This is a genomic window from Psychrobacter aestuarii (genome assembly GCF_904846035.1).
Lineage (GTDB): Bacteria > Pseudomonadota > Gammaproteobacteria > Pseudomonadales > Moraxellaceae > Psychrobacter > Psychrobacter aestuarii.
The window spans coordinates 1,610,987-1,635,329 of the sequence record NZ_CAJGYT010000001.1 but is presented as its reverse complement, the minus strand read 5'-3'; the positions used below and the strand labels follow the sequence as shown (position 1 = coordinate 1,635,329).

Below are 24,343 nucleotides of genomic sequence, written 5' to 3'. Positions count from 1 at the left end.
TATATACAAAAAAACACCGCCCACAGTTGGCGGTGTTTCTATGGCATCAAGACATCACGTCCTTAACCCGCCATATCAATCAGCATGTTGCGTAGATGACCAATCGCTTGTGTTGGGTTCAAGCCTTTTGGACATACAGACACACAGTTCATGATACCGCGGCAGCGGAATAGGCTGAACGGGTCGTCAAGACGTGCCAAACGTGCTTGGGTGTCGCCATCACGGCTGTCAGCGACAAAGCGATACGCATGCAGCAGTGCTGATGGCCCTAGGAACTTATCAGGGTTCCACCAAAATGATGGGCAGCTGGTTGAACAGCAAGCACATAAGATACATTCATACAGACCGTTTAGCTTTTCACGCTCAGCTGGCGACTGCAAACGCTCGGTTGGCGGCGCTGGCTGGTCGTTGATTAGGTATGGATGTACCTTTTCATACTGCTCGTAAAACTGGTTCATATCGACCACCAAGTCACGTACCACAGGCAATCCTGGTAGCGGACGGATGGTGATTTTTTCAGGCAAGGTGTTCATGTTAATCAAACATGCCAAGCCGTTTTTGCCATTGATGTTCATGCCATCTGAACCACAGATGCCTTCACGGCAAGAGCGGCGGAATGTGATGGTCTCATCTTCTTTTTTGAGGCGTAGTAGTACGTCAAGCAACATACGATCAGAGTCTAACAACTCAATCGTATACGTTTGCATACGTGGCGCTGCGTCCTTATCAGGATCGTAGCGATAAAGTTCGATGGTGCGAGTACCTCGGCTCATAATGCTAAACTCCACACATAGGTGATTTGCGGGCGGATAATGGAGACATGCCGTCCCAGCAGATAAAATAAGCATCGCTGGGTGGGCATCTATCGCTGGCAATCACCTGTTTGGTAAAAAATAAAGGATAAAACGATTAAGCGTTGTCGTACGGAGTCTAGGATTAGTAGACGCGAACTTTAGGCTCGATGTAATCTACAGTCAATGGACTCTTACGTACAGGCTTATAAATAATACGGTTGCCTTCAGAGTACCACAGTGTATGCTTCATCCATTCATGGTCGTTACGACCGTTTGGTGCATAATCATCATCGCCTGGGCGGTCATAATCAAGAACGCTGTGCGCGCCACGGCTTTCGTGACGGTGAGCGGCTGAAATCATGGTCGCTTTGGCAACTTCGTATAGGTTGTCCACTTCTAAGGCTTCAATACGCGCGGTGTTAAAGACTTGTGACTTGTCCGCCAAGTGGATGTTGTTCACTTTTTCTTCAAGTGCTAGGATTTTTTCAACCCCTTCGTCCATCAAGGCTTGGGTACGGAATACGCTGGCATGCTTTTGCATGGTCGCGCGAATCTCATCCGCCACGTCTTGAGCGTTATAGCCTTCAGTAGACTGTTGTAGCTTGTTCAAACGACCGACTGTGTAGTCAAGTACATGCGGATCTAACGGCTTGTACGTGTGGTCATTTTGATGGTATTCATCAACGATGTGTTTGCCCGCAGCGCGACCAAAGACCACCAAGTCAAGCAGTGAGTTGGTACCCAAACGGTTGGCACCGTGGACACTGACGCACGCACATTCACCAATCGCGTATAGACCTTTGACGACGTTGCCGTGCGCGTACAGACCTTCTTCATCCGTACCCGCTTCTAGATCTGGCATCACCACCTGACCGTGAATGTTGGTCGGGATACCGCCCATCATATAGTGAATGGTTGGAATCACTGGAATCGGCTCTTTGGTGATGTCCACGTTGGCGAAGTTTTTGCCAATCTCAAATACCGATGGCAGACGCTTCATGATGGTCTCAACGCCTAGGTGGGTCATATCCATCACGATGTATTCGCCATTTGGTCCACAGCCGCGACCTTCTTTGATTTCTTGGTCCATTGAGCGTGATACGAGGTCACGAGGTGCCAAGTCTTTTACGGTCGGCGCGTAACGCTCCATAAAGGCTTCGCCGTCTTTGTTACGTAGAATTGCGCCTTCACCGCGGCAACCTTCGGTCAGCAGTACGCCTGCACCCGCCACACCCGTTGGGTGGAATTGCCAAAATTCCATGTCTTGGAGTGGAATGCCTGCACGTACCGCCATGCCAATACCGTCGCCTGTATTAATATAGGCGTTGGTTGAAGCGGCAAAGATACGACCAGCACCACCAGTAGCAAGCACCGTGATGGGTGATTGGAAGACAGCCACAGTGCCAGTTTCTTGCTCAATCGCCACAACACCATTGATGTTGCCATCGGCGTCTTTAATCAAATCAAGCGCAATCCATTCGATAAAGAACTGCGTGCCTTGTTGTAGGTTCTTTTGGTACAAGGTGTGTAGTAGCGCGTGACCTGTACGGTCAGCTGCAGCACACGCGCGTTGTACCGCTTTTTCGCCATAGTTTGAGGTGTGACCACCAAACGGACGCTGATAAATAGTGCCGTCTTCGTTACGGTCAAACGGCATGCCCATGTGCTCAAGCTCATACACCACTTTTGGTGCTTCGCGGCACATGTACTCAATTGCGTCTTGGTCGCCGAGCCAATCTGAACCTTTTACGGTGTCATAAAAGTGAAAGTGCCAGTTGTCATTACTCATATTACCAAGACTGGCACCAATACCGCCCTGAGCCGCTACGGTGTGCGAGCGCGTTGGGAATACTTTGGTAATCACCGCAACATTCATACCCGCTTCTGCGAGCTGTAATGAGGCACGCATACCTGAACCGCCACCACCAACGATGACGGCATCATAGTTGAGGGTTTTGATGTTGCTGATGGTATTATCTTGTTTTGTCGCCATTACGGTTTTCCTAATGCTTGTTAAGTAAATACAAGGCTTTGGTGCTGCGCCTATCGGCCTTCTCTATTGTACGCTGAATAAACAATAAAAACAGCCATATTATCAAAGTCTTGCAACCACTTACTGAAATGTGCATAGCCATCATACCAAACGCGCCGACCATGTGTGGTGCTGATGATGACTTTATGGTAGCTTGACTGCAAGGCGGCGATAGACGTTATCGCGCGCCGCTACAGGTGTCGCTGAAAAAGATAAAACATGCGCTGTTTTGAGATTATACGACTGGTGCGGCAAAGCCATTGCCCCAAAAAATCATAATGCCCCAGAACAGATAAACAAAAATGGCAATAATCATCAGCGCCTGCAATACCAAGCGCAGACCTGATGCCTTTGCACCCAGCTTGCTGGTGGTGATGTAGTCGGTGAATACCGTCCACATACCAACCCACGCGTGACCGGCAAGCGCGATAATCGCCACCAGGCTAAACAAGCGCATCGGCAGACTGTTCATAAAGCCTGACCACTCAGCAAAGCCGACGTTGCCATGCGTTAAGAAAAAGCCCAGCATAACCACGCTATAGACCGCCAAGACGACCGCACTGATACGCTGTACAATCCAGTCACGCGAGCCTGAACCGGTAAGACCTGTGGCGCTTTTGATTCCTGAATCATTTTTAATCATTAGAACATCACCCAAACAAATGACGCGACAATTAAAATCGCTGCAATCACAAAGCTCACCACAGCCGCAGTACGACCAGATTTAAGCTCCTCGTTCATTCCCATATCAGCAAACAAGTGCTTCATACCCATCACAAAGTGATAAGCAATGGCGGCAACAAACACCCACGCCAAAAAGCGCACTAGGATATTGTCAAACACGGTAGCAAAGCTCTCAGGCGACGCCAAAGAGGTCTGTAGTAGCCACAGCATGACAGGGATAAGTAAAAATAAAATAATGCCAGAGATGCGATGCAAAATAGAGGCAATCGCGATCGGTGATTTTGCATTGACGCTAATCACTTGGCTCATAGATAGATTAATAGGTCGGTTGCTTTTCACAGCGGGCATCCTTTTTGCGGTTATACTCCTGTAACGACGGATGAGCGGTATGGCAATTGCTGCCGCACCCATAGTGCTACACGAGACGGATAAAATAAGGAAGAGCTAGCTGACTTGGCTTAGTTTGCGCTAAATTTGGGGTATGAAAAGGGCGAATAGGTCGTGAGCACCAGCCGTATCAAGCAGCCTCTGTCTGGTCGTTATCTGTCCTTTTCTTGACATGAGCCGACGACAATAACCCCATTTCTACACGATATGGGTAGCCATCAAGCAAAATCATGGGTAAAAAAAAGACAACACAGCGTCGTCAGAAACAAACGGTCGCAATAAACGCTACCAGAGAAGCCGTTGCCACGCCTGCATTTCACCTATCGATAAATCTCAGACTAACCCTGCAAACGTAACAAAATATAAGTCAATGCTTTGTGTGATCAATCGGTTTGCCTGAACATACCGCAAATGTAGCGAAGCTAATATCAGTCAAATTGCACTAATTATAAAATGACTGAGAAGTAATTACAAATTTATCCACTAAATAATGAATATCATGTAAATTTCAACAATTAGGCAGGTGCCAGCAATATAATGGCTCACGTTTTGCCAAGATAGTGATAATTATAACCCGATTTGCGGGTATGTTTTGTTAATTTGCCCGCTATTTTGACAAACGACGCTATAGCAGGCGTCAGCACGCTTGTTTTGGTCGGCATGGCTTAAATTATGCTATACAAATTTTAGTGATGCTCACCCATTTGGTATTTATTTACTAAATGAGAGGTAATACATATTTTGATACAAATGACTTAATCTGTCAGTGCCCTATTTATCAAGGATTTGCAGTACCCCCTGCCAAAACTTTTTTCAAATCAAGCACGATAGCTGCTAATATGATTTCACTCTAATAACTGTCAAATTTATGTTCATTCTTTCTTTTTTGGATGAACGGCAACGTTAAAAAACGTTCAAACAAGCGTTATGGTTTAACCAGCTACAATAAATGGAGAACAATTCATGGCTGATAACAATGCAAAATTGGTTGTAGATGACAAAGAATACGACCTTCCTGTCATGCACGGTACGCTAGGACGCCCTGTGCTTGACGCCAGCGCCTTCCAAGAAGCAGGCTACTGGTCATATGACCCAGGCTTTAAGGTCACCGCCCCTGTTGAATCAAAAATCACCTATATCGATGGTGGCAAAGGCGAGCTGCTACACCGTGGTTACCCGATTGACCAATTGGCTAAAAACGCAGAATACCTTGAAGTCTGCTACGCGCTATTGCATGGCGACTTGCCCAATCAAGAACAAAAAGACGATTTTTATAAAAAAGTTGGCAAGCACACCGCGGTACACGATCAGCTGCGTAAGTTCTTTGAAGGCTTCCGCCGCGACGCGCATCCTATGGCCATCATGGTCGGTGTGGTCGGCGCATTGTCTGCGTTCTATCACGAAGGGCTTGACGTCAGTGAAGAGCTGCACCGCGAAATCACGGCCATCCGTCTAATCGCCAAAATGCCAACCCTTGCTGCGATGAGCTATAAGTACTCACAAGGCGAGCCGTTCATGTACCCACGTAATGACTTTAATTACGCTGAGAACTTCTTGTACATGATGTTTGCGACCCCTGCGGATGTGGACTATAAAGTTAATCCAGTCATCGCCAAAGCCATGGACCGCATCTTTACCTTGCATGCAGACCATGAGCAAAACGCCTCAACGTCAACCGTACGTTTGGCAGGCTCAACAGGTGCCAACCCTTACGCGTGTATCGCAGCGGGTATCGCGGCATTGTGGGGACCATCGCACGGTGGCGCGAACGAAGCGGTACTAAAAATGCTCGATGAAATCGGTACGGTCGAAAATGTGCCAGAATTCATGGAAAAAGTAAAACGCCGTGAAGTCAAACTGATGGGCTTTGGTCACCGTGTCTACAAAAACTTCGACCCACGCGCGCAAGTCATGAAAGAGACTTGTGATGAAGTACTAGAAGCCCTAGGTATCGACGATCCTAAGCTTGAGCTTGCAATGAAACTTGAGCAAATTGCGCTAGAAGACCCGTACTTCATCGAGCGTAAACTGTATCCGAACGTGGATTTCTATTCAGGTATCATCCTAAAAGCCATCGGTATCCCAACCTCAATGTTCACGGTCATCTTCTCTTTGGCACGTGCTGCAGGCTGGATCAGCCATTGGCTTGAGATGCACAGCGCACCGTTTAGCATCGGTCGTCCACGTCAGCTCTATACTGGCGAGACGCGTCGCGACTTCGTAAACATCGAAGACCGCAAATAAGTACTGCATATAATAAAAAATCCCGCCATGTGCGGGATTTTTTGTGCGTGTTTGTTTTATAGCAACGCGCGCCTGCCAGCGTTATTCTTGCTGGTAGCTCTTTAGCGTCTGCTCGTATTTTTCAATCTGCTCATCGTAGTCTTTGATGGTGCTGTTGAACTTTTCCATTAAGGTTTCAAACTCTGCTTGCTGCGCTTTTTTCATATTTTGCATGTCGATGGCTTGCTGCGCTTCGATCTGTTGCCATACCTGATGCTGTACCACCAACCGCGCCAGCGCGGGGCTTTTTAATACCAGTCTGTCGGCAATCTCGGTATGCTCAAATAGGCTGGGCACCAAAGAGGCAATATTCAGCAAGGTGTTCATCTGCGCGGCGGTGAGCGGGGTATCGGCAGGCGCGTATAGCGCTTTCATCGCGTCTTGATACTGCTCGATGATGTCAGTCTCCGCGAGCTGCTCAGGGGCGCGAGGTTCAAGGGTGACCTTTTGTAGTACCGCCAAGTCGCGCTCACCCGCTTCAACGCTGGTATTGATGTCTTCTGCATCTATAGTTTCTGCGTCGCTGTCACTGCTGACGGCAGCATTGGTATCGGCAGTTTGTGCAATCGCTTGTGCGCTGGTGCTGTCGGTTTGTGCGTCAGCGGCTGGCGCTTCGGTGCTTGATGCGTCAGCGGCTGATGTGTTGTCCGCAGTAGCGTTCGGTGCGGTATCGCTTGCCTCTTGATTGCTGGTTGGGCTTGGTGTGCCTGTCGCATCGGCTGCCTGTAGTGACTCATACTCTGCCTGCAAGCGGCGCTGTAAGGCTTGTTTTTGCATCACATAGCGCGGCTGAAACGCTTCGATACGCGCGGCGGCGGACTCACTTGGGGTCATGGGCTTGGCAGCGGTATCTTCTGCGCTGGTGTCACTCTCAGGCGTGGGCGCAGGCTCGGTTTGCTGTTGGCAGGCGCTGAGTGACAAGACCCCTGAAAGCATGGCGGTATACAGCAGGCGTTTTTTACGGCGGGTGGTTGCCGTATGGTCAGGCATCGAGGTCGAGTGGGTAAACATCACAGCGCAGCTCCTATTGGTGAGTCAAATCAAGGCGTCAAAATGTGCTACAGCGGATGGTCGGTAGTCGTCACGACGTGTCTTGGCAATCTCTAGCAGCCAAAGGGGGCGACCAATCAATCAGTTGAGTATAGCGCGGCGCTGTTGCCTTATCGCATCTCGTTAGTAGTGATTGCATGTCCTACTGTAAATGTAGGCTTAACAACTCAAAACATTTTGCACGTTGGGGTTAAGTATCTATATTTGTGTTTAAAAATGGAATACAAGCCCTGAGCGCGTCACAGTTTTGCTTGCGCTTTGATAAGATAAAATAATCTTGCACCATACGTGCCTGCTGCTCTACCCCATAGGATAAAAAAGGCTTGTTCGGTAGCAGCTGGTAGCTGTAGCGGCGGCTACGCAGCGCCCCGCGTATGACCTTGATGCCGTGCTGATATTGCCACACGTGGGTGAGTTCGTGAATCAACCAGCTTTGGGTCAACAAGGGCTTTTTGCTAAAGTCGACTGTCCAGTCATCAGGGTGAAAGTAAATGTTGCCGTTTGGACTGACGGCGTAGTTTTTCAGCACCCACCATGTGGTTTTTAGACGGATGTCATCGAGCTGTAGCGCATCGCCGAACACCGATTGTGCAAGCGCGCGCTCACCTGCGCTCAAGGCGCGCGATTGCGGATAGCGCCATGCATGATGCCGCGCGCGTAGAGTGAGGGCGTCGCTGATACGGGCTATACGCAGACGTTCTTTAAGCATACATACGCTCCTAAGTGATATAAACAATGAACCAATAAAATGATGCGCTTATTTTAGCAGCACGCCATCAGGATTGCGCTGCTATCCCTCACGCAGCACTGATGTATGGACACAATTCCTACATTTGTCAGGTGGCTTTTTGCTACAGCTGCGCTACCCTAGCGGACATCTATTGATTTACGGATGGATGGCAACCATTAATTGCACGTAGTCAGCCGACTGTCTATGATAAGGCGCATGGTATCCTTGAGTTGATAACTGGATATCGCCCGTCTTATGCAAGCTACCGCTTATCGAATACCAAACACGTTGTTTTTATGATGGTCAGCCCCTGACCACGCGCTTGAGGATGTTATGCCTGCTGTTTCGCCTACCGATATACCCCTTGCCCAACGAATGCGCCCAAAGACTCTGGATGCGGTGATTGGTCAGCGCCATTTGTTGTCAAAGGGCGCACCGCTGCGCCGTCTGGTCGAGCATGGACACTTGCCTTCCATCATTTTGCATGGTGAGGCAGGCGTTGGCAAAACGACCATTGCCATGCTGCTTGCCGATGCGGTCAATCGTCCGTTTCATTCTTTATCGGCATTGACCACAGGCGTCAAGCAGCTGCGCGAGGTGTTAGAGAGCAAAGACACGCTGAGCCTATCGGCACCTGTGGTGTTTATTGATGAGATACACCGCTTTAATAAGGGTCAACAAGATGCCTTGCTTGGGGCGGTCGAAGCAGGCGACATTACCTTAATTGGGGCGACCACAGAAAACCCCTCTTTTAGTATCAATAATGCCCTGCTCTCTCGCTGCCAGACCTATCGCTTGGAACCTTTGACACACGGTCAAATCGCTAAATTGCTCGAGCGGGCGACACTTGAGGACAACATACTTAAAACCCTTGATATTAACCTCAAAGCCTCGGACACCATCGCGGACTTGGCACATGGCGATGCGCGTAAAGCGCTCAATATCCTAGAAATCGCGGTGCAAACAGCCGATCGCAGTAAGGGCACGCTGACCATTGATGACCCGCTGGTCAGCAGCGTGGCGCAAAGTGCGCTCATCAAATACGATAAAGATGGCGAGCAGCATTACAACATCGTCTCAGCCATGATTAAGTCGATTCGCGGCTCAGACCCTGATGCGGCGCTGTATTGGATGGCGCGGATGTTGGTGGCGGGTGAGCCTGCGGACTTTATCGCGCGGCGCTTGGTGATCGCTGCCAGTGAAGATATTGGCAATGCCAACCCCAATGCCTTACTGCTTGCCGATGCAGCGCTGCGTAGCGTACAGTCTATCGGCATGCCCGAGGCGCGTATTATCTTGGGGCAAGTGGTGGTGTATTTGGCGACCAGTGCCAAAAGCAACAGCACCTACAAAGCCATCAATGCTGCCATGGCACTCGCTGAAAAAGACGCGTCACCTGTGCCGATGCATCTGCGTAATGGCACGACCAAACTGATGCGCCAGCAAGGCTATGGTCAAGGCTATATCTACCCGCATGACCATCCGCATCACTACCACCCGCAAGCGTACTTGCCTGAAAATCTGGCAGGCACACGGTTTTATGAGTATGCGGACAATCAGCGCGAGCAGCACAGCAAAAAATTCATGCATTGGCTCAAAAAACGGCATTAAAACAGGTAGCAGCTCAGGCGACGGCAGGCGGGGCGTTCTGATACGCACCGCAAACAGACGAATCGACCATAAGGTAGACGGACACTACAGCAAAACCTCAAAAAAATCGTTAGAATAACCGCATGCCTGTATATCACCATTTTTCGTATGTGCCACCCATGACGCATCAGCGCTTGTGCCTATAAAAGCGCGGTGGGCATGCACAGCGGACAGGCTGATTGCAGATAACCCATAATGCATCACCATGCATCATAAATGACTGAGATAACTATGACTTTAAATACCATTCCTGAGATTTTAGATGACATCCGCGCAGGCAAGATGGTCATCTTTATGGATGATGAAGACCGCGAGAATGAAGGCGACCTGATCATGGCCGCCACACACGTACGCCCTGACGATATCAACTTTATGATTACTCATGCGCGCGGCTTGGTGTGCTTGACCCTATCAGAAGCACGCGCACGCCAGCTTGAATTGCCGCTGATGTCTGATCGCAACGAAGCCAAATTCAGCACTAACTTTACCGTATCGATTGAAGCGGCCGAAGGCGTGACGACGGGCATCTCGGCGGCCGACCGTGCGCGTACCATTCAAGCGGCTGTCTCGGCGACCGCGAAAGCGAGCGATGTGGTACAGCCAGGGCACATCTTCCCCATCGTAGCGCGTAACGGCGGCGTACTGCACCGCGCAGGTCATACCGAAGCGGGCTGCGACTTGGCGCGTCTTGCGGGTCTTGAGCCTGCCTCGGTACTCGTTGAGATTATCAATGCCGACGGCACCATGGCTCGCCGCCCTGACCTTGAAGTATTTGCCAAAGAGCATAACCTAAAAATCGGTACGATTAGCGATTTGATCAATTACCGCATTGCCAATGAGCAGACCATCGAAGAAGTCGATGCCAAGCCCTTTGACACCGAGTACGGTACCTTTACCTTGCACCGCTTCCGCGAGTTCGGTGCGGACGAGACGCATTTGGCATTGGTCAAAGGCGATGTCACCGAAGGCGTGAGCACCGTGCGCGTACATGGTTTTCATCCGCTGCGTGACCTGTTCGCTGCCAAGAGCGATGCCACAGGGCGCGGCGGCTGGAGCGTCCAATCAGCGCTTAAAGAAATCAGCCAGTCACCCCGTGGCGCGCTGGTCTGGATTGCCAGCAATGAGCCTGTAGACTTGGGCGATGCGCTCGAGCGTGCGGCAAACAACCAGTCACTGACCACCATCAGCCAGCAGCCGTACCGCAGCATCGGTGTGGGCGCACAGATTTTGCGTCATCTTGGTATCCGTGATATGCGTCTGCTGTCCTCACCCATGAAGTTTCATGCCCTATCAGGCTTTGAGCTGAACGTGGTGGAGTCGGTCGCCGCGCCAAGCGATGACGCGTAAACCATACGCTACGTTTATCGCTGTTCAGTGCGTACACATAAAAAACCCATCGTGATGATGGGTTTTTTTACGACCTAAATTAAATATCAAGCGATATCAGGCGCATGCCCGACGCTGCGTTCTAACTCTATTACCGCTTGGCGCTCGTCATCTGACCACGGCAGCTTGTGCGCGGCGTTGCTGTCCAGACGAACCACCACCGCTTCAGCAGTGGCGACAATCGCTTGCTGCGCTGTGCTGTAATAGCTATAACCCATCGTGATGCTGGTCGTGCCCAAGCGCTGACAGCGCACACCAATCAGTAGTGTATCAGGATAGGTAACAGGGCGCATATATTGACAGCTCGACTGTGCCAGCACGGTGACCATACTGCCATCAAACATACCGAGCGCCTGCAAATAGGCGATACGTGCCGACTCGGCATAACGGTAGTAGACCACGTTGTTTAGATGATTGAACGCATCCATCTCGCCCCACTGCATAAGCTGCGTGTGTATCACAGGATAGTCGTGTAGCGCGTCAGGCGTGCTGGGTGTGGCATTGGGTGCAGACATGGCAAAACCTCATGGTATCTGATCAATAAAAAAATTGTCTCTATCATCACGTACAACCGCCGTCAGCGGCGATGCAAAACCTTGACCTTGACATCATCAAACCCACTGCGCGCATTATCTTAGCGTTTTGGCTCTGCCAATACTTGATTGGTAAATAAAGGCGTCGGTGTCGGCGCGGCAGCAATCAACACATCAATGCTGCGCTGCACGTCTGAAAAGCTTTGCGGCGCGGGTAAGGCAGACAGATTGCTCGCGGTAGAAGGTGCATTCTCTGTCGAGGCGTCTTTATCTTTATCCTTAGCATCAGGCTGGCGCGGCTGACTGTCCACCAGCACTTTTAGCTGCTCGCGGGCTTGGGTCAGATGACTGATAAGCTGGTCTTTTTGGTGCATATTGCTCGACTGCATCGCTAGATTAAGCGTCATAATCACCTCAGAGACGACCAGCTCGCGCGCGCTAAGCGGCTGCACGGTCGTGCGATTGCCGTCTCGAATTTTGGTTTTGTGCGCGTACAGATAGCGCTGCAGGTTTTGAATGGCAAGGTTTTGTAGCTGCCAAGGGCTCGGCTGTGCAGCTTTGGCTTGCAGGCGCTCGATGTCTTTGCTCAAGCTTTGGCGCAGCACGATGGTCAAGGCAGGGGCAATCTCATTGCTGCCTTGCGACAGCTGCCACTGTAATCCGCGCAAAAGCTCAACCGCAGAGGCATAGTCATTGTCAAGCAGCAGGCTATCGACTGCTTTGATTTGGATACGCAGCAAGGCGAGCTGATTTTGGGCTTGGTTGTTGGGCGCTGCGCTTGGTGCTGGCGCGGCGGCTTGACTGATGGCGAACAGACGATCGTCCATATCGTTTAAACGCCCGACCACTTGCTCATTGCTTTGTAAGCGGTCTTGCATCTTGCGCTCAAAGCGCTGCTGGCTGACGTACAGCCACACCACCGCGATCAGCAAAACCAGCAGCACCAGCCACTGTAGCCACAGCAGCAGACTGGTCGCCTGTCGGCGCTGCTGCCCCGCTGATGGGGTTTGAGAAGAATCTGACTGCGTAGACATAAAGCTGCACCATTAATGAGTCTGTGAAGCCTATCTATGAATCACAGATAGCGCCAAGATAAAATCATACTGCCTTAGCTCTAGGCAGTGGTCTGCTGCATCGCATCGTAAATCAGCGGTGGGTCGAGCGCCTCTACTGTGACGCAAACGAGCTGCTGCTCTGTCAGCAGTTGTGTCAGACGCGTCCCAAGCACGATGTAGCGAAAGTCGGTCAGCCGCTGCCCAAACACAGGCGCATCCGTTTGCGTTGGCACATTGTGACTGAGCGTATGTACCCAATGCTCAAAAGCGGCGCCACTACTGATCAGTACCCACGGGGCGCGGGTTGCGGCTTTACTGCCATGACGCGCGACATACTGCGCCTGCCATGCGCGATAGTGCGCTTGGGCGCTGGTAGGCATCGTGCGCGCGTACCACGCGATGCTGTCAACCTGTATTCCGCGAGCGTGTAGATGCTCAACCAGCAGCCGTCTGCCGCCATGACCACGCCATATCAGCACCCGCGCGCCTGCTGACAACTGCGCAATCTCAGGCATCGCAATCAGCCCTTCATTGCTGCTGATAGCAGGCATGGTGAGCGTGTCTGTGGGCAGCATGTCCGCTTGTTGAAGTACGGTATACGTCCGCTTACCCACCGCAATCACATGAGCTTGACAGGGCGCTTCCGCTGAGCGCTCACGCAGCGCCGCCAGACCGTATGCCGCTGCCGTTGGGCTGATGACCACCAGTGCCTGATACACCCCCGCCTGCCACTGCGCTAAATAGCCGTGCTCTTCTGCTGTGATGCTACACGGCGTGAGCGTCAGCATGGGTATCTCCGCCACCTCAACCGCACGCGCGCGCAAGTAAGCACTCAAAGACGCCGCACGCGCAGTGGGGCGGGTGTTAATCAATACAGGCGGGCTGATAGCGGCTGTCATGAGCGTATGTACCTTTGCACAGACAGTCTAGTCGTCGCTCAGCGCACTTAAGATCTCTTGCGCCCCTTGCGACAGCAGTTGCTCTGCCACCGTAATGCCCAGCGCATTGGCTTGCGCCTCCATTTGCGCCTGCGAGCCGCTTACGACCGTGCGCGCTTCTGCTTTTAGCAGTACGCTACCGTCCGCCTCGCCCACACGTCCGCGCAGCCACAACTCAGTTTGCGGCGCTTGGCTGTCGCCTTCAGGCACCGTGGTGTCGAGTACAGCAAAGGCCGCAATTGGGACTTGGCAGCCGCCTTCTAAATGACGGTTCAGCGCACGCTCAGCCATCAGACGCAGACGCGCATGGGCATCATTTAACGGCTCAAGCAGCGCCAATACGTCGTCGTCATCACTGCGACACTCAATAGCAAGTGCGCCTTGACCGACCGCAGGCAAGCAGATATCGATATCCAGCTCGCCGCGAATACGCGCTTCGAGTCCAATGCGTTTTAGCCCACTGGTGGCAAGAATAATGGCATCGTACTCGCCAGCATCAAGCTTGCCAAGGCGCGTGCCCACATTGCCGCGTAAGGTCTTAATCTGTAAGTCTGGGCGGTGGTGCTTTAATTGGCACTGACGGCGTAGGCTTGAGGTGCCCACCACTGCGCCCTCTGGCAGCGCGTCAAGACTGTCGTAGGTGTTTGAGACAAACGCATCAGTCGGTGCGGCGCGCGTGCAATACGCACCGAGCATCAAGCCATCTGGCAGCTGCATGGGCACGTCTTTTAAGGAGTGTACAGCGATATCCGCTTCATGCGCGTACATGGCCTGCTCAAGTTCTTTGACAAACAAGCCCTTACCGCCAATTTTTGCCAAAGGGGTGTCCAAAATTTTGTCACCCTTAGTGACGATTTTGAGCAGCTCAATGTTAAGCGTCGGATACAGCGCCAGCAAACGCTCGCGAATATGCTCCGCTTGCCATAAGGCCAAGGGACTTTGACGGGTTGCAATGGTTAATGTATCAATCGCAGGCTTTGGTGGGGTACTCATAACTGACCTCAATAATGGTGCTCAACACAGATGCAAAAAAATACCCCTATTTAAGCATAAATAAGGGGTAGATGATATGTACAGATGCGCCCGAGCTAGCGTGCATTACATGTTTTGTATCTTATCACGCAGCGCAGGCAAGTGGCGACGGCTGACTGCAAGCGTCTCATTAATGCCTTTAAAACGCACCTGATATTGACCTGTGTCGACCGTTTCTAGGTAATCTAAATAGCTCAGATTAATAATGGCATTGCGGTGGACACGGAATAAGCGCTCACCGAACTCTTGCTCCAGCTCTTTTAGGGTATCGTCAATCAAGACGATGCCGTCTTTGTGGCGTACTTTGACGTACTTTTGATCGGCCGTAAAATAAAACACGTCTTTTAGGCTAATCAGCTCCACGCCGCGATGGGTACGCGCCGCAATATGCTCACGAATCGGACGCGCGGTTGGGTCTTCGAGCTTACGAATCTCGTTCAGCTGCGCCGCGTTTAGATTTTTGGCTTTGCCCAAAGCTTCAATCAGCTCGTCTTTATTGGCGGGCTTGAGCAAATAGCCAATCGCATTCGCCTTAAATGCAGCAATGGCGTAATGGTCATAAGCGGTAACAAAAATCACCGCAGGCGGATGCTCAAGGTCGTTGAGCGCCTGAGCGCAGCGTACCCCATCCATTTCAGGCATTCTGATGTCGAGTAAAATCACATCGGGCTGCTTTGCCTTGACCACACTTACCGCTTCAGCACCCGTTGTGGCTTGGGCAACCACTTCGTGACCTGATTCTTGTACAATTCTGACCAAACGCTCGCGCGCAAGTGGCTCATCATCACAAATTACAATCCGCATGTAAATTCCTCTGTTACAGCCTACCGAAATACGTTTCGGCTCTTTTAATCAACCTTATGGGCTTTTGTCTTTCCTACTTTACCAAATAAAGCGCAATTGTATATATCATCATGAACAGATATCTGCACATTGTACGACAATTTTTTGCAATGTCTTTTATATTCACGTCTTGACATTGCTTCAGTGGCGTCAGGCAACAGCACAATAAGGGGTATCAGGTGCTTATTTGCTAATGAGTGCTATTTCATTAAAGCAAGTAAATATTGAGTTAATCAATATAATTTAATGTTTCTATAACTAGCAACCAGTGCAGCAAAAAATATACCATTATCTGGCTCAGCGGTATATATAGCAGACGACGGTCATCAATTGTGCTCAAAAATTGATATTTTCTTAACAAACGTCCCAGTCACAACCCCGTCATAACCCTACATCTTGTAAGGGATAATGAATGCTGGTGACAATATTTTCGCGATTGACGGTGCTGGTGATGTCGGCAGTTTCACCAAAATATGCCTGCAAGCGCTCGGCTTGGATTCTAAAATCGAGCCGCTGGCGCAAGTCGTGTAGCACAATAAAGGTTTTGTTCGGGAGGGTGACGGTGACGGTGACGCGCACATGGTGCTGCTCCCAAACCGCTTTGATATCAATCACAATCGTCTCGGTGGTCACCTCGACCACGTTGGAGAGCATTTTTTCGAGCACCCCTTGCAAGGTCAATGCGGTGATGACCATGTCGTACATCACCTCATCATCAGGCAACTGCCAATGCACCACCAGCTTTTCAGACAGGCGACTCGACTCAATAGCCAAGTAATGCTCACACAAGGCAATCTCTTCTTCAAAACTGATTTCATGAATGCCGCTAAAGCTTGCGCGAAATAAGGCGGAGATGTCTTGTAGCAGCTCGGCGGCCTTGGGCGGGTCGGACTCGATTAGGGAGTTCAGGCTATTGATAGTGTTGAAAAAAAAGTGCGGCGCAATACGCGCTTTAATCAAGTCATTTTGGGCGGCCAGCTTTTGCTCAAACGATTGCTTCAGCGCCATCATCTCGCGGTGGCGACGCATAAAATACAGCAAAAACACAAAAGCAAAACCGCCGGTAATCACCATCATCAAACAGACATTTAATATAAAGTCCGCACGGTCATAAACCATCAGCCCCAGATTGATCATCATCAGCATGACCACAGTCACCCAGAAGGCGGAGCTCAGCGTAAAGATAAAGAGCACGCTTAAGCTCGCTTTGATGCTGCTCATGTGCTTAAAAGTGGGACGCAGGTAATCAATCAAATAGGCGGCTGGGATGACGGTTAACACGTTTTTGACCACGCGACCTGAAAAGCGCGTCAAGAACTGCATCCACGTGTCAAGGTCGTGGCGGTCAATCACGGTGACAAACAAGGACCAAAAAAACAGGTACAACAGCCACTGCCAAGGTGACATCATCTGCATGAGCCTAGGTATAAAAAACTCTAAGCGCTCAGCTAGTAAGGCAACCTCATCCTTTGCTATACTGGAGCCCTTATTTTTTTGACTTGTATTAGACCAATATGAATGCCACTTCTTCAAATCCTAATAATCCCAAGCAAGATAAAAATTCAGGTGTCTCTGATTCTAGCATGAATACCCCATCGACAGACAACAGCACCATGGTCGGTCAGCAAATGTGGGGCGGACGCTTTAGCGAGGCGACCGACAGCTTCGTCGCCGCATTTACCGCGTCCGTCGGCTTTGATCAGCGTTTCGCCCGTCACGATATCGAAGGCTCTATCGCGCATGCGACCATGCTAAAAGAATGCCAAATCTTGAGCGAAGAAGACGTTGCGACCATTATTGATGGTCTCAAACAAGTCTTGGCAGAGATTGAGGCAGGCGAGTTTAACTGGTCCGTGACCCTAGAAGACGTACACATGAACGTCGAATCGCGTCTTACCGACATCGTCGGTGCGGTCGGTAAAAAGCTGCATACAGGACGCAGCCGCAATGACCAAGTGGCGACCGACATCCGCCTATGGCTGCGCGAAGAGACCGACAACATTATCGCGCTACTCATCCGCTTGCAGCGGGGTCTGCTCGGTCTTGCTGCCCAGCACACCGACACCATCATGCCCGGCTTTACCCATTTACAAACCGCACAGCCTGTGAGCTTTGGGCATCACGTGATGGCATGGTTTGAGATGCTCTATCGTGATACTGAGCGCCTCATCGACGCGCGTCGCCGTATCAATCAGATGCCTCTTGGCAGCGCGGCGCTGGCAGGCACGACCTTCCCTATCGACCGCACCATCACCGCCGAACTGCTCGGCTTTGAAGGCATTTGCCAAAACTCACTAGACGCGGTATCTGACCGTGACTTTGCCATTGAGTTCACCGCTGCGGCATCTATCCTTATGATGCATCTGTCGCGCATGAGTGAAGAGATTATCCTATGGATGTCCGCGCAGTTTAACTTTGTACAGATTCCTGACCGCTTCTGTACCGGCTCCTCCATCATGCCGCAAAAGAAAAACCCAGACGTGCCTGAGCTGGTACGTGGTAAGGCGGCGCGCGTATTCGGTCAGTTGACCACCTTGCTGACGCTGATGAAAAACCAGCCGCTTGCGTACAATAAAGACAACCAAGAAGACAAAGAGCCATTATTTGACTGCGTCGATACGCTAACAGGCTCGCTATTGGCGTTCGCCGATATGCTGCCGAACATCGTACCGAACAAAGACAGCATGCGCGAGGCGACCATGAAAGGCTACGCCACGGCGACCGACTTGGCGGATTACTTGGTACGCCGCGGTGTGGCGTTCCGTGACGCACACGAAGTCGTTGGCAATGCCGTTGCCCTTGGCATTCAAGAAGGCGTTGATTTAAGCGACTTGTCTTTGGCGCAATTGCAATCGTTCAGCGATGCGATTGGTGATGATGTGTTTGACTACTTGACGCTAGAAGGCTCACTCGCTGCCCGTGACCACTTGGGCGGTACAGCACCGAACCAAGTACGCCAAGCGATTGAGCGCGCGCACGCCCGTATCGATGCGCTAGAGGCGTAATACGCACCACCGATAGCGGCGATTGGCTTGCCCCATTGCCCGCCTCAATCCAAGCACCCGCGATATTGCGGGTGTTTTTGTTGTGAGAATCAGGTAAAGTAACCACTAAGTGCCCCTTATAATAACTAGAGTCTATGAAGGAGAAGATTATGGCGGAGACCTTTAATCCACAGAATAACACCGTCTTTTGTCGCAAATACAAGCAAGATTTGCCCAAGATGTCTTATCCCCCATTCCCCAACAAGTTGGGACAAGAGCTGCAAGACACGGTATCGGACAAGGCGTGGAAAGAGTGGCTCGAGCACCAAACCATGCTGATTAATGAAAATCATCTGAGCATGATGGACCCTGAGGCAAAGCAATTTTTGACCGAGCAGCGCAATAAGTTTTTGGACAACGAAGACTACGAGCGCCCACAAGGGTGGACGCCTGAAAACAAATAACGCCTAAAAAAAGGGTCTGCTCACATTGGCAGACCCTTTTTTTTGCTGCTTGGCTCAGCTGTCTTTTGCAGCATCGACCGCTTGCTTGACGGTATGAAAATCGCTGTGGCGCACATCGGTGCCGCTACTGATATAAATGACCAACTCGGCAAGGTTGCGCGCATGGTCGCCAATACGCTCAAGCGCGCGCAGTACCCACATCAGATTCATCACTTGTGTGACTTGGCGGGCGTCTGCCATCACATACGTCATCAAGGCGCGTACCGCCGATTGGTATTCAAAATCGACGCTACCATCATCACGCATCACCTCAAACGCCTGCTCCGCTTGCAGATTTTCAAAAGACATCAGCGCACTGTGTAGCATCAAGCGCACCTGATTGCTCAGATGCTGTACCTCGTGGTGGCAGTAAGTGTTGTGATTGTCGGCGGCCACTTGTTTTGCCATGTGCGCGATTTTGGTCGCCTCATCGCCGATGCGCTCGATATCGACCACGCCTTTACTGATGGCCATCACGTAACGCAGGTCACGCGCGGCAGGCTGACGGCGCGCAAGCAGCAGCAAGACATGCTCATCGACCTGCATCTCCATCTGATTGACTTGGCTGTCTTGCTCAATCACTTGGCTGGCAAGCATGCTGTCGCCCTCTATCAAGGCGCGCATAGCGTGTGCCACTTGCTCGCCGACAAGCGCACCCATCGCCAAAAACAGGCTGGTGGTTTCTTTTAAATCATGGTCAAAGCTGCGCGAGGTATGCGCCATTTGATGCGGCATAACGGTGTCCTTACAAGGCAATAATAAGACAAAAAAGATGCCGCAAAAGTGGCGGCATCGGTCATGCAAAAGGCAGCTTAGCCGTAGCGTCCTGTGATGTAGTCTTCGGTGGCTTGCTGAGTGGGATTGGTAAAGACTTGGTCGGTCTTGCCAATCTCAACCATATCGCCCAGATACATATACGCGGTGTAGTCAGAGATACGCGCCGCTTGCTGCATGTTGTGCGTCACAATGGCGATGGTGTAGTCTTGTTTTAAGTCTTCAATCAAGTCTTCAATCGCGCCTGTTGAGATGGGATCAAGTGCTGAGGTTGGTTCATCGAGTAGCAGCACTTCAGGCTTGGTCGCCACGCCGCGCGCGATACACAGACGCTGCTGCTGACCGCCTGAGAGTGACAGCCCTGAAGCGTTTAGCTTGTCTTTGACCTCATCCCATAGCGCTGCTTTTTTAAGTGCCCATTCGACGCGCTCGGCAAGCTCGGCTTTGGACATCTTTTCGTACAGACGTACACCAAAGGCAACGTTGTCAAAGATAGACATCGGGAATGGCGTTGGCTTTTGGAACACCATGCCGACGCGAGCGCGCAGCAAGTTCACATCGACCGACTTGTCCAGAATATTTTGTCCATCAAGGATGATTTGCCCATCCGCGCGCATGTTGGGGTATAGGTCATACATGCGGTTAAAGGTACGCAGCAGGGTTGATTTGCCGCAGCCTGATGGTCCGATAAACGCGGTCACTTTGCGGTCTGGAATGTCGATAGAGATGTTTTTTAGCGCGTGAAAATCGCCGTAATGGAAGTTTAAATCACGGATTTGCATTTTTGCAGCGGGCGCAACGTCGTCTTGCTTGCTGGTCGCGGTGGTTGCTTGGCTGTGCACCACAGGCGCTGATACTGGGGTATGCAGGGTTTTTGTATTCACGGCAGTATGGTCTTCTGTAGTGGCTGGTGTGGAGGTAAACACTTTTTTGCTGGTTTTGGTCGCGATGTCTGTCATGGGAGTATCCTTTTTGTCTGTCTGATATGCGTTGTTATACAAGCGATGTACGGTTATGGGCGGCGCGTTAGTGTTTTTCGCGCGCGCCGATGTAACGCGCGATAACGTTAAGCGCCAGCACCGTAAAGGTAATCAGTAATGCCGCCGCCCATGCTAAGGCGTGCCAGTTGTCGTACGGGCTCATGGCAAACTGATAAATCGTGTTGGGCATGTTGCCCATCGCTTTACTCATATCTAAGCTAAAGTATTGGTTGTTCAGCGCGGTAAATAGCAATGGCGCGGTCTCACCAGTGATACGGGCAAAAGCCAAAAGTACGCCAGTGGTCAAACCTGCACGCGCCGCTTTAACAGTCACGCCAAGCACCAGTTTCCACTTGGGCGTGCCAAGCGCGTATGCCGCTTCGCGCAAAGTATTCGGTACCAGCAGCAGCATGTTTTCGGTGGTACGTACGACCACAGGAATCACAATCAGTGCCAACGCACACGCGCCTGCCCAGCCTGAAAAGCTGCCGTTTTTGACCATCAAGGCATAGATGAACAGACCGATGACGATAGACGGCGCGGACAATAAGATGTCATTTAAAAAGCGAATCACTTGCCCAAGCTTGTTGCCGCCTGAAAACTCCGCCAAATAAATCCCTGCCAACATGCCAATCGGCGCACCGATAAACAGACCACTGCTGGCAATCATCACCGAACCGACGATGGCGTTACGCAAACCACCATCGGTCATCGGCGGCGGGGTATCGGCGGTAAAGACAGGCATCTGTACCAGACCGCTCATCCCTTCGATACCGAGGGTGACCAAAATCCACAGCAGCCAAAACAGACCGAATATCATGGCAAAAGACGCAAAGCCCAAACCGACTTTGTTCCAAAGGCGGCGGCGACGGTACAAGCCACGGTCAATCTTTTGCGCGGGTGTGGTTGAGAGGGGTGATACCGCAGTCAAGCTAGACATGCACATATTCCTTTTGATTCATCGGTCGCTGGATTGACCACTCATACAAAATAACGCAGATTAAAACTCAATAAGAAACACGCAGCGACCTAGTGTCCTGCGCGCTTGTCCATATTGCGCAGCATCAAACGTGAGATGCTCAGCACCACAAAGGTAATCATAAATAGAATCAAGCCCAAGTGTAGCAACGATGACAGATGCAGCGGGTCAGAGGCTTCAGCGAACTCATTGGCGAGCGCCGAGGTAATCGACACGCCTGAGGCGAACATACTTGGGTTGATGTTAAAGGTATTACCAATCAAAAAGGTCACCGCCATGGTCTCACCCAGCGCACGACCCAAACCGAGAATCACCCCGCCCACGACGCCTGTCTTGGTATAAGGCAAGATGATTTTGAACATCACTTCCCATGTGGTGGCGCCCATGCCGTACGCCGACTCTTTGAGCAGGCTTGGCACGACCATAAACACATCACGCATGGTCGCGGCGATAAACGGAATAATCATAATCGCCAACACGAGCGCGGCGGTAAACAGACCAATCCCCATCGGCGCACCAATGAACAATTTGCCAATCACAGGCAAGTCGCCCAGATTCTCTGTCAGCCATGGCTGAATGTTATTGCCAAAAAATGGCGCAAACACAAACAGACCCCACATGCCATAAATGATGGACGGGATACCCGCCAGCAGCTCGATAGCAATGCCCAATGGCTTCTTTAAAAAGTTCGGGCACAGCTCCGTCAAAAAGATGGCAATACCAAAGCTGATAGGCACCGCAATCACAATCGCCATAATCGAGGTCATGACCGTACCGTAAATCGGTGCCAGTGCCCCGTACTCGCCAGCGACAGGGTCCCAGTTGTTGCTGGTATAAAAATCCAGCCCAAAGGTCTGCATGCTTGGCCACGCACCCACCACCAAAGAGACCAAAATCGCCCCTAAGCTGAGCAGTACAAAAACGGCCGCCGCCTTGGTCGTGTTTACAAAGATGGCATCTAAGCGCTTTTGTTTTGCCAATTGTGTTTGCAGATTAAGCCCTGCCATAGTCACCTCAACGTTACGGTCATTACTCGGATGGATGCGATAAATACAAACGATGAAACGACGCCTGCAACCTGCCTTTTGGCTTGGTCACAGACGTCTGTTTCTGCTTACGGCTTATTGTGGGGTGTAGACAGGGTTGCCATCCTTATCCACCACTTGCTTCCAGCTGTCTTTAAACAGTGCCGCAGCGGTGTCAGAGAAAGGCACATAGTCCAGCTCTGTTGCGGCCGCGTCGCCTTGGTCATACGCCCAGTTAAAGAAGTTCAGCACGCCTGCCACTTGTTTTGGATCTTGTGGCTGCTTGTGTACCAAGATAAAGGTCGCCGCAGCGATAGGCCATGCTTGGTCGGTTTCTGAGTTGGTGATGACTTTATAAAAGCCTTTTTGCTGTGACCAATCGATGTCGCCTGCTGCCGCAAAGCTGTCGATTGATGGCTGCACAAAATTGCCTGCCGCGTTCTTTAGGGTCACGTGTGACATGTTGTTTTGCTTAGCGTACGCGTACTCAACATAGCCGATAGAGTTTTGCATACGGTTCACGTAGCTTGCCACGCCTTCGTTGCCTTTACCTGCCGCGCCGCGGTCAGAGGTTGGCCACTTAACGGTTTTGTCCACACCAACGCTGCTTTGCCACTCTGGCGATACTTTTGCCAAGTAATCGGTAAAGTTAAAAGTCGTGCCTGAGCCGTCTGAGCGGAATACGGTGGTGATTGGGCTGTCTGGTAGCGTCAAGTCTGGGTTTAGCGCTTTGATTGCCGCGTCATTCCAGTTGCTGATGTTGCCAAGATAGATGTCTGCCAATACTTTACCGTCAAGCTTTAGCGCGCCAGGCTCGATGCCTTCGATATTCACGACAGGTACCACGCCACCGATAACGGTTGGGAACTGAATCAAGCCTTCTTTTTCTAATTCTTCTGGCGTCATTGGCGCATCAGAGGCACCAAAATCAACCGTACCTGCAGTGATTTGCTTGATGCCGCCTGATGAACCGATAGACTGATAGTTCACCTGACCTTTGGTCGCTGCATTGTAGTCGGCTGACCACTTGGCATAGATAGGCTGCGGGAATGATGCACCCGCGCCAGTGATGCTCATAGAGACTTTATCGCTATCGACAGGCGCGGCACTGGCCGACTGCTGCGTGCCATCAGCACTGGTGGCAGGAGCAGTTGCTGCGCTGTTATCCGCCGCAGGCTCTGCGGTATCGGTTGATTGATTACATGCCGTAAGCATGAGGGTACAACTGACGGCGACGGCTAATAACGAAAGACGCATGTAAAACTCCTAAAGTTTAACAACTGCTATAAAAAGGATGTTCCTTGAATGCGTTGTATTTTGCCTATCTTTAATGACAGTTTTATGACAATCTCAGCGCGCCTGTTTTTATTAAAAAATATTTTTAAATCAATGCTATAAATAAATACAGACCGCGCTATGTGACCAAAAGACGCTAAAAATGACATAAAGGCGGCAGTTTTTTTGTTAAAAAAGCATTTGCCAAAATAGTATTAGCCGCCTGCCATGAAGTTTGTTAGTATGGGGCAGATGAACAACACTGGCAGACTCGGGGTGCGGTGTGTGATGTTCGTGGCAAAACGCCACCAGACATTGCCCATTCGCTGAGATTTCACCCGCTGAACCTGATGCGGTTAGTACCGACGCAGGGAAGTCTGAGATGATGTATGGTAGGGTTGTTTGGCGTGCAGAAATGCATGGGTT

Annotated in this window: 22 protein-coding genes and 1 riboswitch; of the genes, 5 read left to right on the top strand and 17 right to left on the bottom strand. The window is 51.0% G+C overall.

Going from position 1 to position 24,343, the window contains the following annotated elements; all coding sequences use genetic code 11:
• Positions 1–62 precede the first annotated feature (62 nt).
• From JMW05_RS06885 to sdhC, 4 genes are all read right to left on the bottom strand, one after another.
• Positions 63–773 carry a succinate dehydrogenase iron-sulfur subunit gene (locus tag JMW05_RS06885; protein ID WP_201504585.1) on the bottom strand — a complete coding sequence of 237 codons (711 nt, stop codon included), beginning with the start codon at positions 771–773 and terminating at the stop codon, positions 63–65.
• Positions 774–936: 163 nt separating this feature from the next.
• A complete protein-coding gene (gene sdhA, locus JMW05_RS06880) occupies positions 937–2,787 on the bottom strand; it encodes a succinate dehydrogenase flavoprotein subunit (protein WP_201504584.1) in 1,851 nt (616 codons plus the stop codon).
• Between the two features lie 274 nt (positions 2,788–3,061).
• Entirely contained in the window at positions 3,062–3,448 is a 387-nt protein-coding gene (gene sdhD, locus JMW05_RS06875) for a succinate dehydrogenase, hydrophobic membrane anchor protein (RefSeq protein ID WP_227691553.1), read from the bottom strand.
• Between the two features lie 20 nt (positions 3,449–3,468).
• On the bottom strand, positions 3,469–3,858 hold the full coding sequence (sdhC, locus tag JMW05_RS06870) for a succinate dehydrogenase, cytochrome b556 subunit (RefSeq protein WP_201504583.1): 390 nt from the start codon (positions 3,856–3,858) through the stop codon (positions 3,469–3,471).
• Positions 3,859–4,860: 1,002 nt separating this feature from the next.
• On the opposite strand from sdhC, the gene gltA reads away from it, so the two are divergent.
• A complete protein-coding gene (gene gltA, locus JMW05_RS06865) occupies positions 4,861–6,141 on the top strand; it encodes a citrate synthase (protein ID WP_201504582.1) in 1,281 nt (426 codons plus the stop codon).
• Positions 6,142–6,222: 81 nt separating this feature from the next.
• Here the strand turns inward: gltA and JMW05_RS06860 are convergent, their stop codons facing one another.
• Positions 6,223–7,191, bottom strand: coding sequence for a hypothetical protein (locus JMW05_RS06860; RefSeq protein WP_406947475.1), 969 nt, complete (start codon positions 7,189–7,191; stop codon positions 6,223–6,225).
• A gap of 229 nt (positions 7,192–7,420) precedes the next feature.
• Positions 7,421–7,939, bottom strand: a complete 519-nt coding sequence (locus JMW05_RS06855; protein WP_227691469.1) for a type IV secretion protein Rhs — start codon at positions 7,937–7,939, stop codon at positions 7,421–7,423.
• Between the two features lie 354 nt (positions 7,940–8,293).
• Between JMW05_RS06855 and JMW05_RS06850 the strand changes: the two genes are divergently transcribed.
• Together JMW05_RS06850 and ribB are read left to right on the top strand one after the other, a co-directional pair.
• Positions 8,294–9,571 carry a replication-associated recombination protein A gene (locus JMW05_RS06850; RefSeq protein WP_201504580.1) on the top strand — a complete coding sequence of 426 codons (1,278 nt, stop codon included), beginning with the start codon at positions 8,294–8,296 and terminating at the stop codon, positions 9,569–9,571.
• Positions 9,572–9,841: 270 nt separating this feature from the next.
• The gene (ribB, locus tag JMW05_RS06845; protein WP_201504579.1) at positions 9,842–10,957 is read left to right on the top strand and encodes a 3,4-dihydroxy-2-butanone-4-phosphate synthase; all 1,116 of its coding nucleotides are present in this window, start codon (positions 9,842–9,844) and stop codon (positions 10,955–10,957) included.
• A gap of 86 nt (positions 10,958–11,043) precedes the next feature.
• On the opposite strand, the gene JMW05_RS06840 is transcribed toward ribB, so the two are convergent.
• The 6 genes from JMW05_RS06840 to JMW05_RS06815 all read right to left on the bottom strand — a co-directional run bounded on the left by JMW05_RS06840 (position 11,044) and on the right by JMW05_RS06815 (position 16,807).
• Positions 11,044–11,511, bottom strand: a complete 468-nt coding sequence (locus tag JMW05_RS06840; protein WP_201504578.1) for an acyl-CoA thioesterase — start codon at positions 11,509–11,511, stop codon at positions 11,044–11,046.
• Between the two features lie 119 nt (positions 11,512–11,630).
• Positions 11,631–12,563 carry a hypothetical protein gene (locus tag JMW05_RS06835; protein ID WP_201504577.1) on the bottom strand — a complete coding sequence of 311 codons (933 nt, stop codon included), beginning with the start codon at positions 12,561–12,563 and terminating at the stop codon, positions 11,631–11,633.
• An 80-nt stretch (positions 12,564–12,643) separates the two neighbouring features.
• On the bottom strand, positions 12,644–13,483 hold the full coding sequence (locus tag JMW05_RS06830; protein WP_201504576.1) for a uroporphyrinogen-III synthase: 840 nt from the start codon (positions 13,481–13,483) through the stop codon (positions 12,644–12,646).
• A 27-nt stretch (positions 13,484–13,510) separates the two neighbouring features.
• On the bottom strand, positions 13,511–14,515 hold the full coding sequence (gene hemC / locus JMW05_RS06825) for a hydroxymethylbilane synthase (protein ID WP_201504575.1): 1,005 nt from the start codon (positions 14,513–14,515) through the stop codon (positions 13,511–13,513).
• 105 nt (positions 14,516–14,620) lie between these two features.
• Positions 14,621–15,358 (bottom strand): LytR/AlgR family response regulator transcription factor, encoded by a 738-nt coding sequence (locus JMW05_RS06820; RefSeq protein WP_201504574.1) that lies wholly within the window; start codon positions 15,356–15,358, stop codon positions 14,621–14,623.
• A gap of 420 nt (positions 15,359–15,778) precedes the next feature.
• Positions 15,779–16,807 carry a histidine kinase gene (locus JMW05_RS06815; RefSeq protein ID WP_227691468.1) on the bottom strand — a complete coding sequence of 343 codons (1,029 nt, stop codon included), beginning with the start codon at positions 16,805–16,807 and terminating at the stop codon, positions 15,779–15,781.
• A gap of 104 nt (positions 16,808–16,911) precedes the next feature.
• On the opposite strand from JMW05_RS06815, the gene argH reads away from it, so the two are divergent.
• Both argH and JMW05_RS06805 read left to right on the top strand, forming a co-directional pair.
• Positions 16,912–18,402 (top strand): argininosuccinate lyase, encoded by a 1,491-nt coding sequence (gene argH, locus JMW05_RS06810; protein WP_406947459.1) that lies wholly within the window; start codon positions 16,912–16,914, stop codon positions 18,400–18,402.
• A gap of 149 nt (positions 18,403–18,551) precedes the next feature.
• Positions 18,552–18,845 (top strand): oxidative damage protection protein, encoded by a 294-nt coding sequence (locus JMW05_RS06805; protein WP_201504572.1) that lies wholly within the window; start codon positions 18,552–18,554, stop codon positions 18,843–18,845.
• 54 nt (positions 18,846–18,899) lie between these two features.
• Here JMW05_RS06805 and phoU read toward each other — a convergent pair whose 3' ends face one another.
• From phoU to pstS, 5 genes are all read right to left on the bottom strand, one after another.
• On the bottom strand, positions 18,900–19,619 hold the full coding sequence (gene phoU / locus JMW05_RS06800; protein ID WP_201504571.1) for a phosphate signaling complex protein PhoU: 720 nt from the start codon (positions 19,617–19,619) through the stop codon (positions 18,900–18,902).
• Positions 19,620–19,696: 77 nt separating this feature from the next.
• Positions 19,697–20,440: a phosphate ABC transporter ATP-binding protein PstB gene (gene pstB / locus JMW05_RS06795; protein ID WP_227691551.1), complete on the bottom strand. Its 744-nt coding sequence runs from the start codon at positions 20,438–20,440 to the stop codon at positions 19,697–19,699.
• A 244-nt stretch (positions 20,441–20,684) separates the two neighbouring features.
• A complete protein-coding gene (gene pstA / locus JMW05_RS06790; RefSeq protein WP_406947458.1) occupies positions 20,685–21,578 on the bottom strand; it encodes a phosphate ABC transporter permease PstA in 894 nt (297 codons plus the stop codon).
• Between the two features lie 89 nt (positions 21,579–21,667).
• Positions 21,668–22,624 carry a phosphate ABC transporter permease subunit PstC gene (gene pstC, locus JMW05_RS06785; RefSeq protein ID WP_201504568.1) on the bottom strand — a complete coding sequence of 319 codons (957 nt, stop codon included), beginning with the start codon at positions 22,622–22,624 and terminating at the stop codon, positions 21,668–21,670.
• A gap of 114 nt (positions 22,625–22,738) precedes the next feature.
• Positions 22,739–23,899, bottom strand: coding sequence for a phosphate ABC transporter substrate-binding protein PstS (gene pstS, locus JMW05_RS06780; protein WP_201504567.1), 1,161 nt, complete (start codon positions 23,897–23,899; stop codon positions 22,739–22,741).
• A gap of 280 nt (positions 23,900–24,179) precedes the next feature.
• Positions 24,180–24,308: riboswitch (TPP riboswitch) on the top strand.
• The last annotated feature ends 35 nt before the right edge of the window (positions 24,309–24,343 follow it).

Excerpts from the sequence above, each read along its gene's own strand:
- JMW05_RS06885 (WP_201504585.1), bottom strand. The coding sequence starts at position 773 with ATGAGCCGAGGTACTCGCACCATCGAACTTTATCGCTACGATCCTGAT.
- sdhA (WP_201504584.1), bottom strand. The coding sequence starts at position 2,787 with ATGGCGACAAAACAAGATAATACCATCAGCAACATCAAAACCCTCAAC.
- sdhC (WP_201504583.1), bottom strand. The coding sequence starts at position 3,858 with ATGCCCGCTGTGAAAAGCAACCGACCTATTAATCTATCTATGAGCCAA.
- gltA (WP_201504582.1), top strand. The coding sequence starts at position 4,861 with ATGGCTGATAACAATGCAAAATTGGTTGTAGATGACAAAGAATACGAC.
- JMW05_RS06860 (WP_406947475.1), bottom strand. The coding sequence starts at position 7,191 with ATGTTTACCCACTCGACCTCGATGCCTGACCATACGGCAACCACCCGC.
- JMW05_RS06855 (WP_227691469.1), bottom strand. The coding sequence starts at position 7,939 with ATGCTTAAAGAACGTCTGCGTATAGCCCGTATCAGCGACGCCCTCACT.
- JMW05_RS06850 (WP_201504580.1), top strand. The coding sequence starts at position 8,294 with ATGCCTGCTGTTTCGCCTACCGATATACCCCTTGCCCAACGAATGCGC.
- ribB (WP_201504579.1), top strand. The coding sequence starts at position 9,842 with ATGACTTTAAATACCATTCCTGAGATTTTAGATGACATCCGCGCAGGC.
- JMW05_RS06840 (WP_201504578.1), bottom strand. The coding sequence starts at position 11,511 with ATGTCTGCACCCAATGCCACACCCAGCACGCCTGACGCGCTACACGAC.
- JMW05_RS06835 (WP_201504577.1), bottom strand. The coding sequence starts at position 12,563 with ATGTCTACGCAGTCAGATTCTTCTCAAACCCCATCAGCGGGGCAGCAG.
- JMW05_RS06830 (WP_201504576.1), bottom strand. The coding sequence starts at position 13,483 with ATGACAGCCGCTATCAGCCCGCCTGTATTGATTAACACCCGCCCCACT.
- hemC (WP_201504575.1), bottom strand. The coding sequence starts at position 14,515 with ATGAGTACCCCACCAAAGCCTGCGATTGATACATTAACCATTGCAACC.
- JMW05_RS06820 (WP_201504574.1), bottom strand. The coding sequence starts at position 15,358 with ATGCGGATTGTAATTTGTGATGATGAGCCACTTGCGCGCGAGCGTTTG.
- JMW05_RS06815 (WP_227691468.1), bottom strand. The coding sequence starts at position 16,807 with ATGATGTCACCTTGGCAGTGGCTGTTGTACCTGTTTTTTTGGTCCTTG.
- argH (WP_406947459.1), top strand. The coding sequence starts at position 16,912 with ATGAATGCCACTTCTTCAAATCCTAATAATCCCAAGCAAGATAAAAAT.
- JMW05_RS06805 (WP_201504572.1), top strand. The coding sequence starts at position 18,552 with ATGGCGGAGACCTTTAATCCACAGAATAACACCGTCTTTTGTCGCAAA.
- phoU (WP_201504571.1), bottom strand. The coding sequence starts at position 19,619 with ATGCCGCATCAAATGGCGCATACCTCGCGCAGCTTTGACCATGATTTA.
- pstB (WP_227691551.1), bottom strand. The coding sequence starts at position 20,440 with ATGCAAATCCGTGATTTAAACTTCCATTACGGCGATTTTCACGCGCTA.
- pstA (WP_406947458.1), bottom strand. The coding sequence starts at position 21,578 with ATGTCTAGCTTGACTGCGGTATCACCCCTCTCAACCACACCCGCGCAA.
- pstC (WP_201504568.1), bottom strand. The coding sequence starts at position 22,624 with ATGGCAGGGCTTAATCTGCAAACACAATTGGCAAAACAAAAGCGCTTA.
- pstS (WP_201504567.1), bottom strand. The coding sequence starts at position 23,899 with ATGCGTCTTTCGTTATTAGCCGTCGCCGTCAGTTGTACCCTCATGCTT.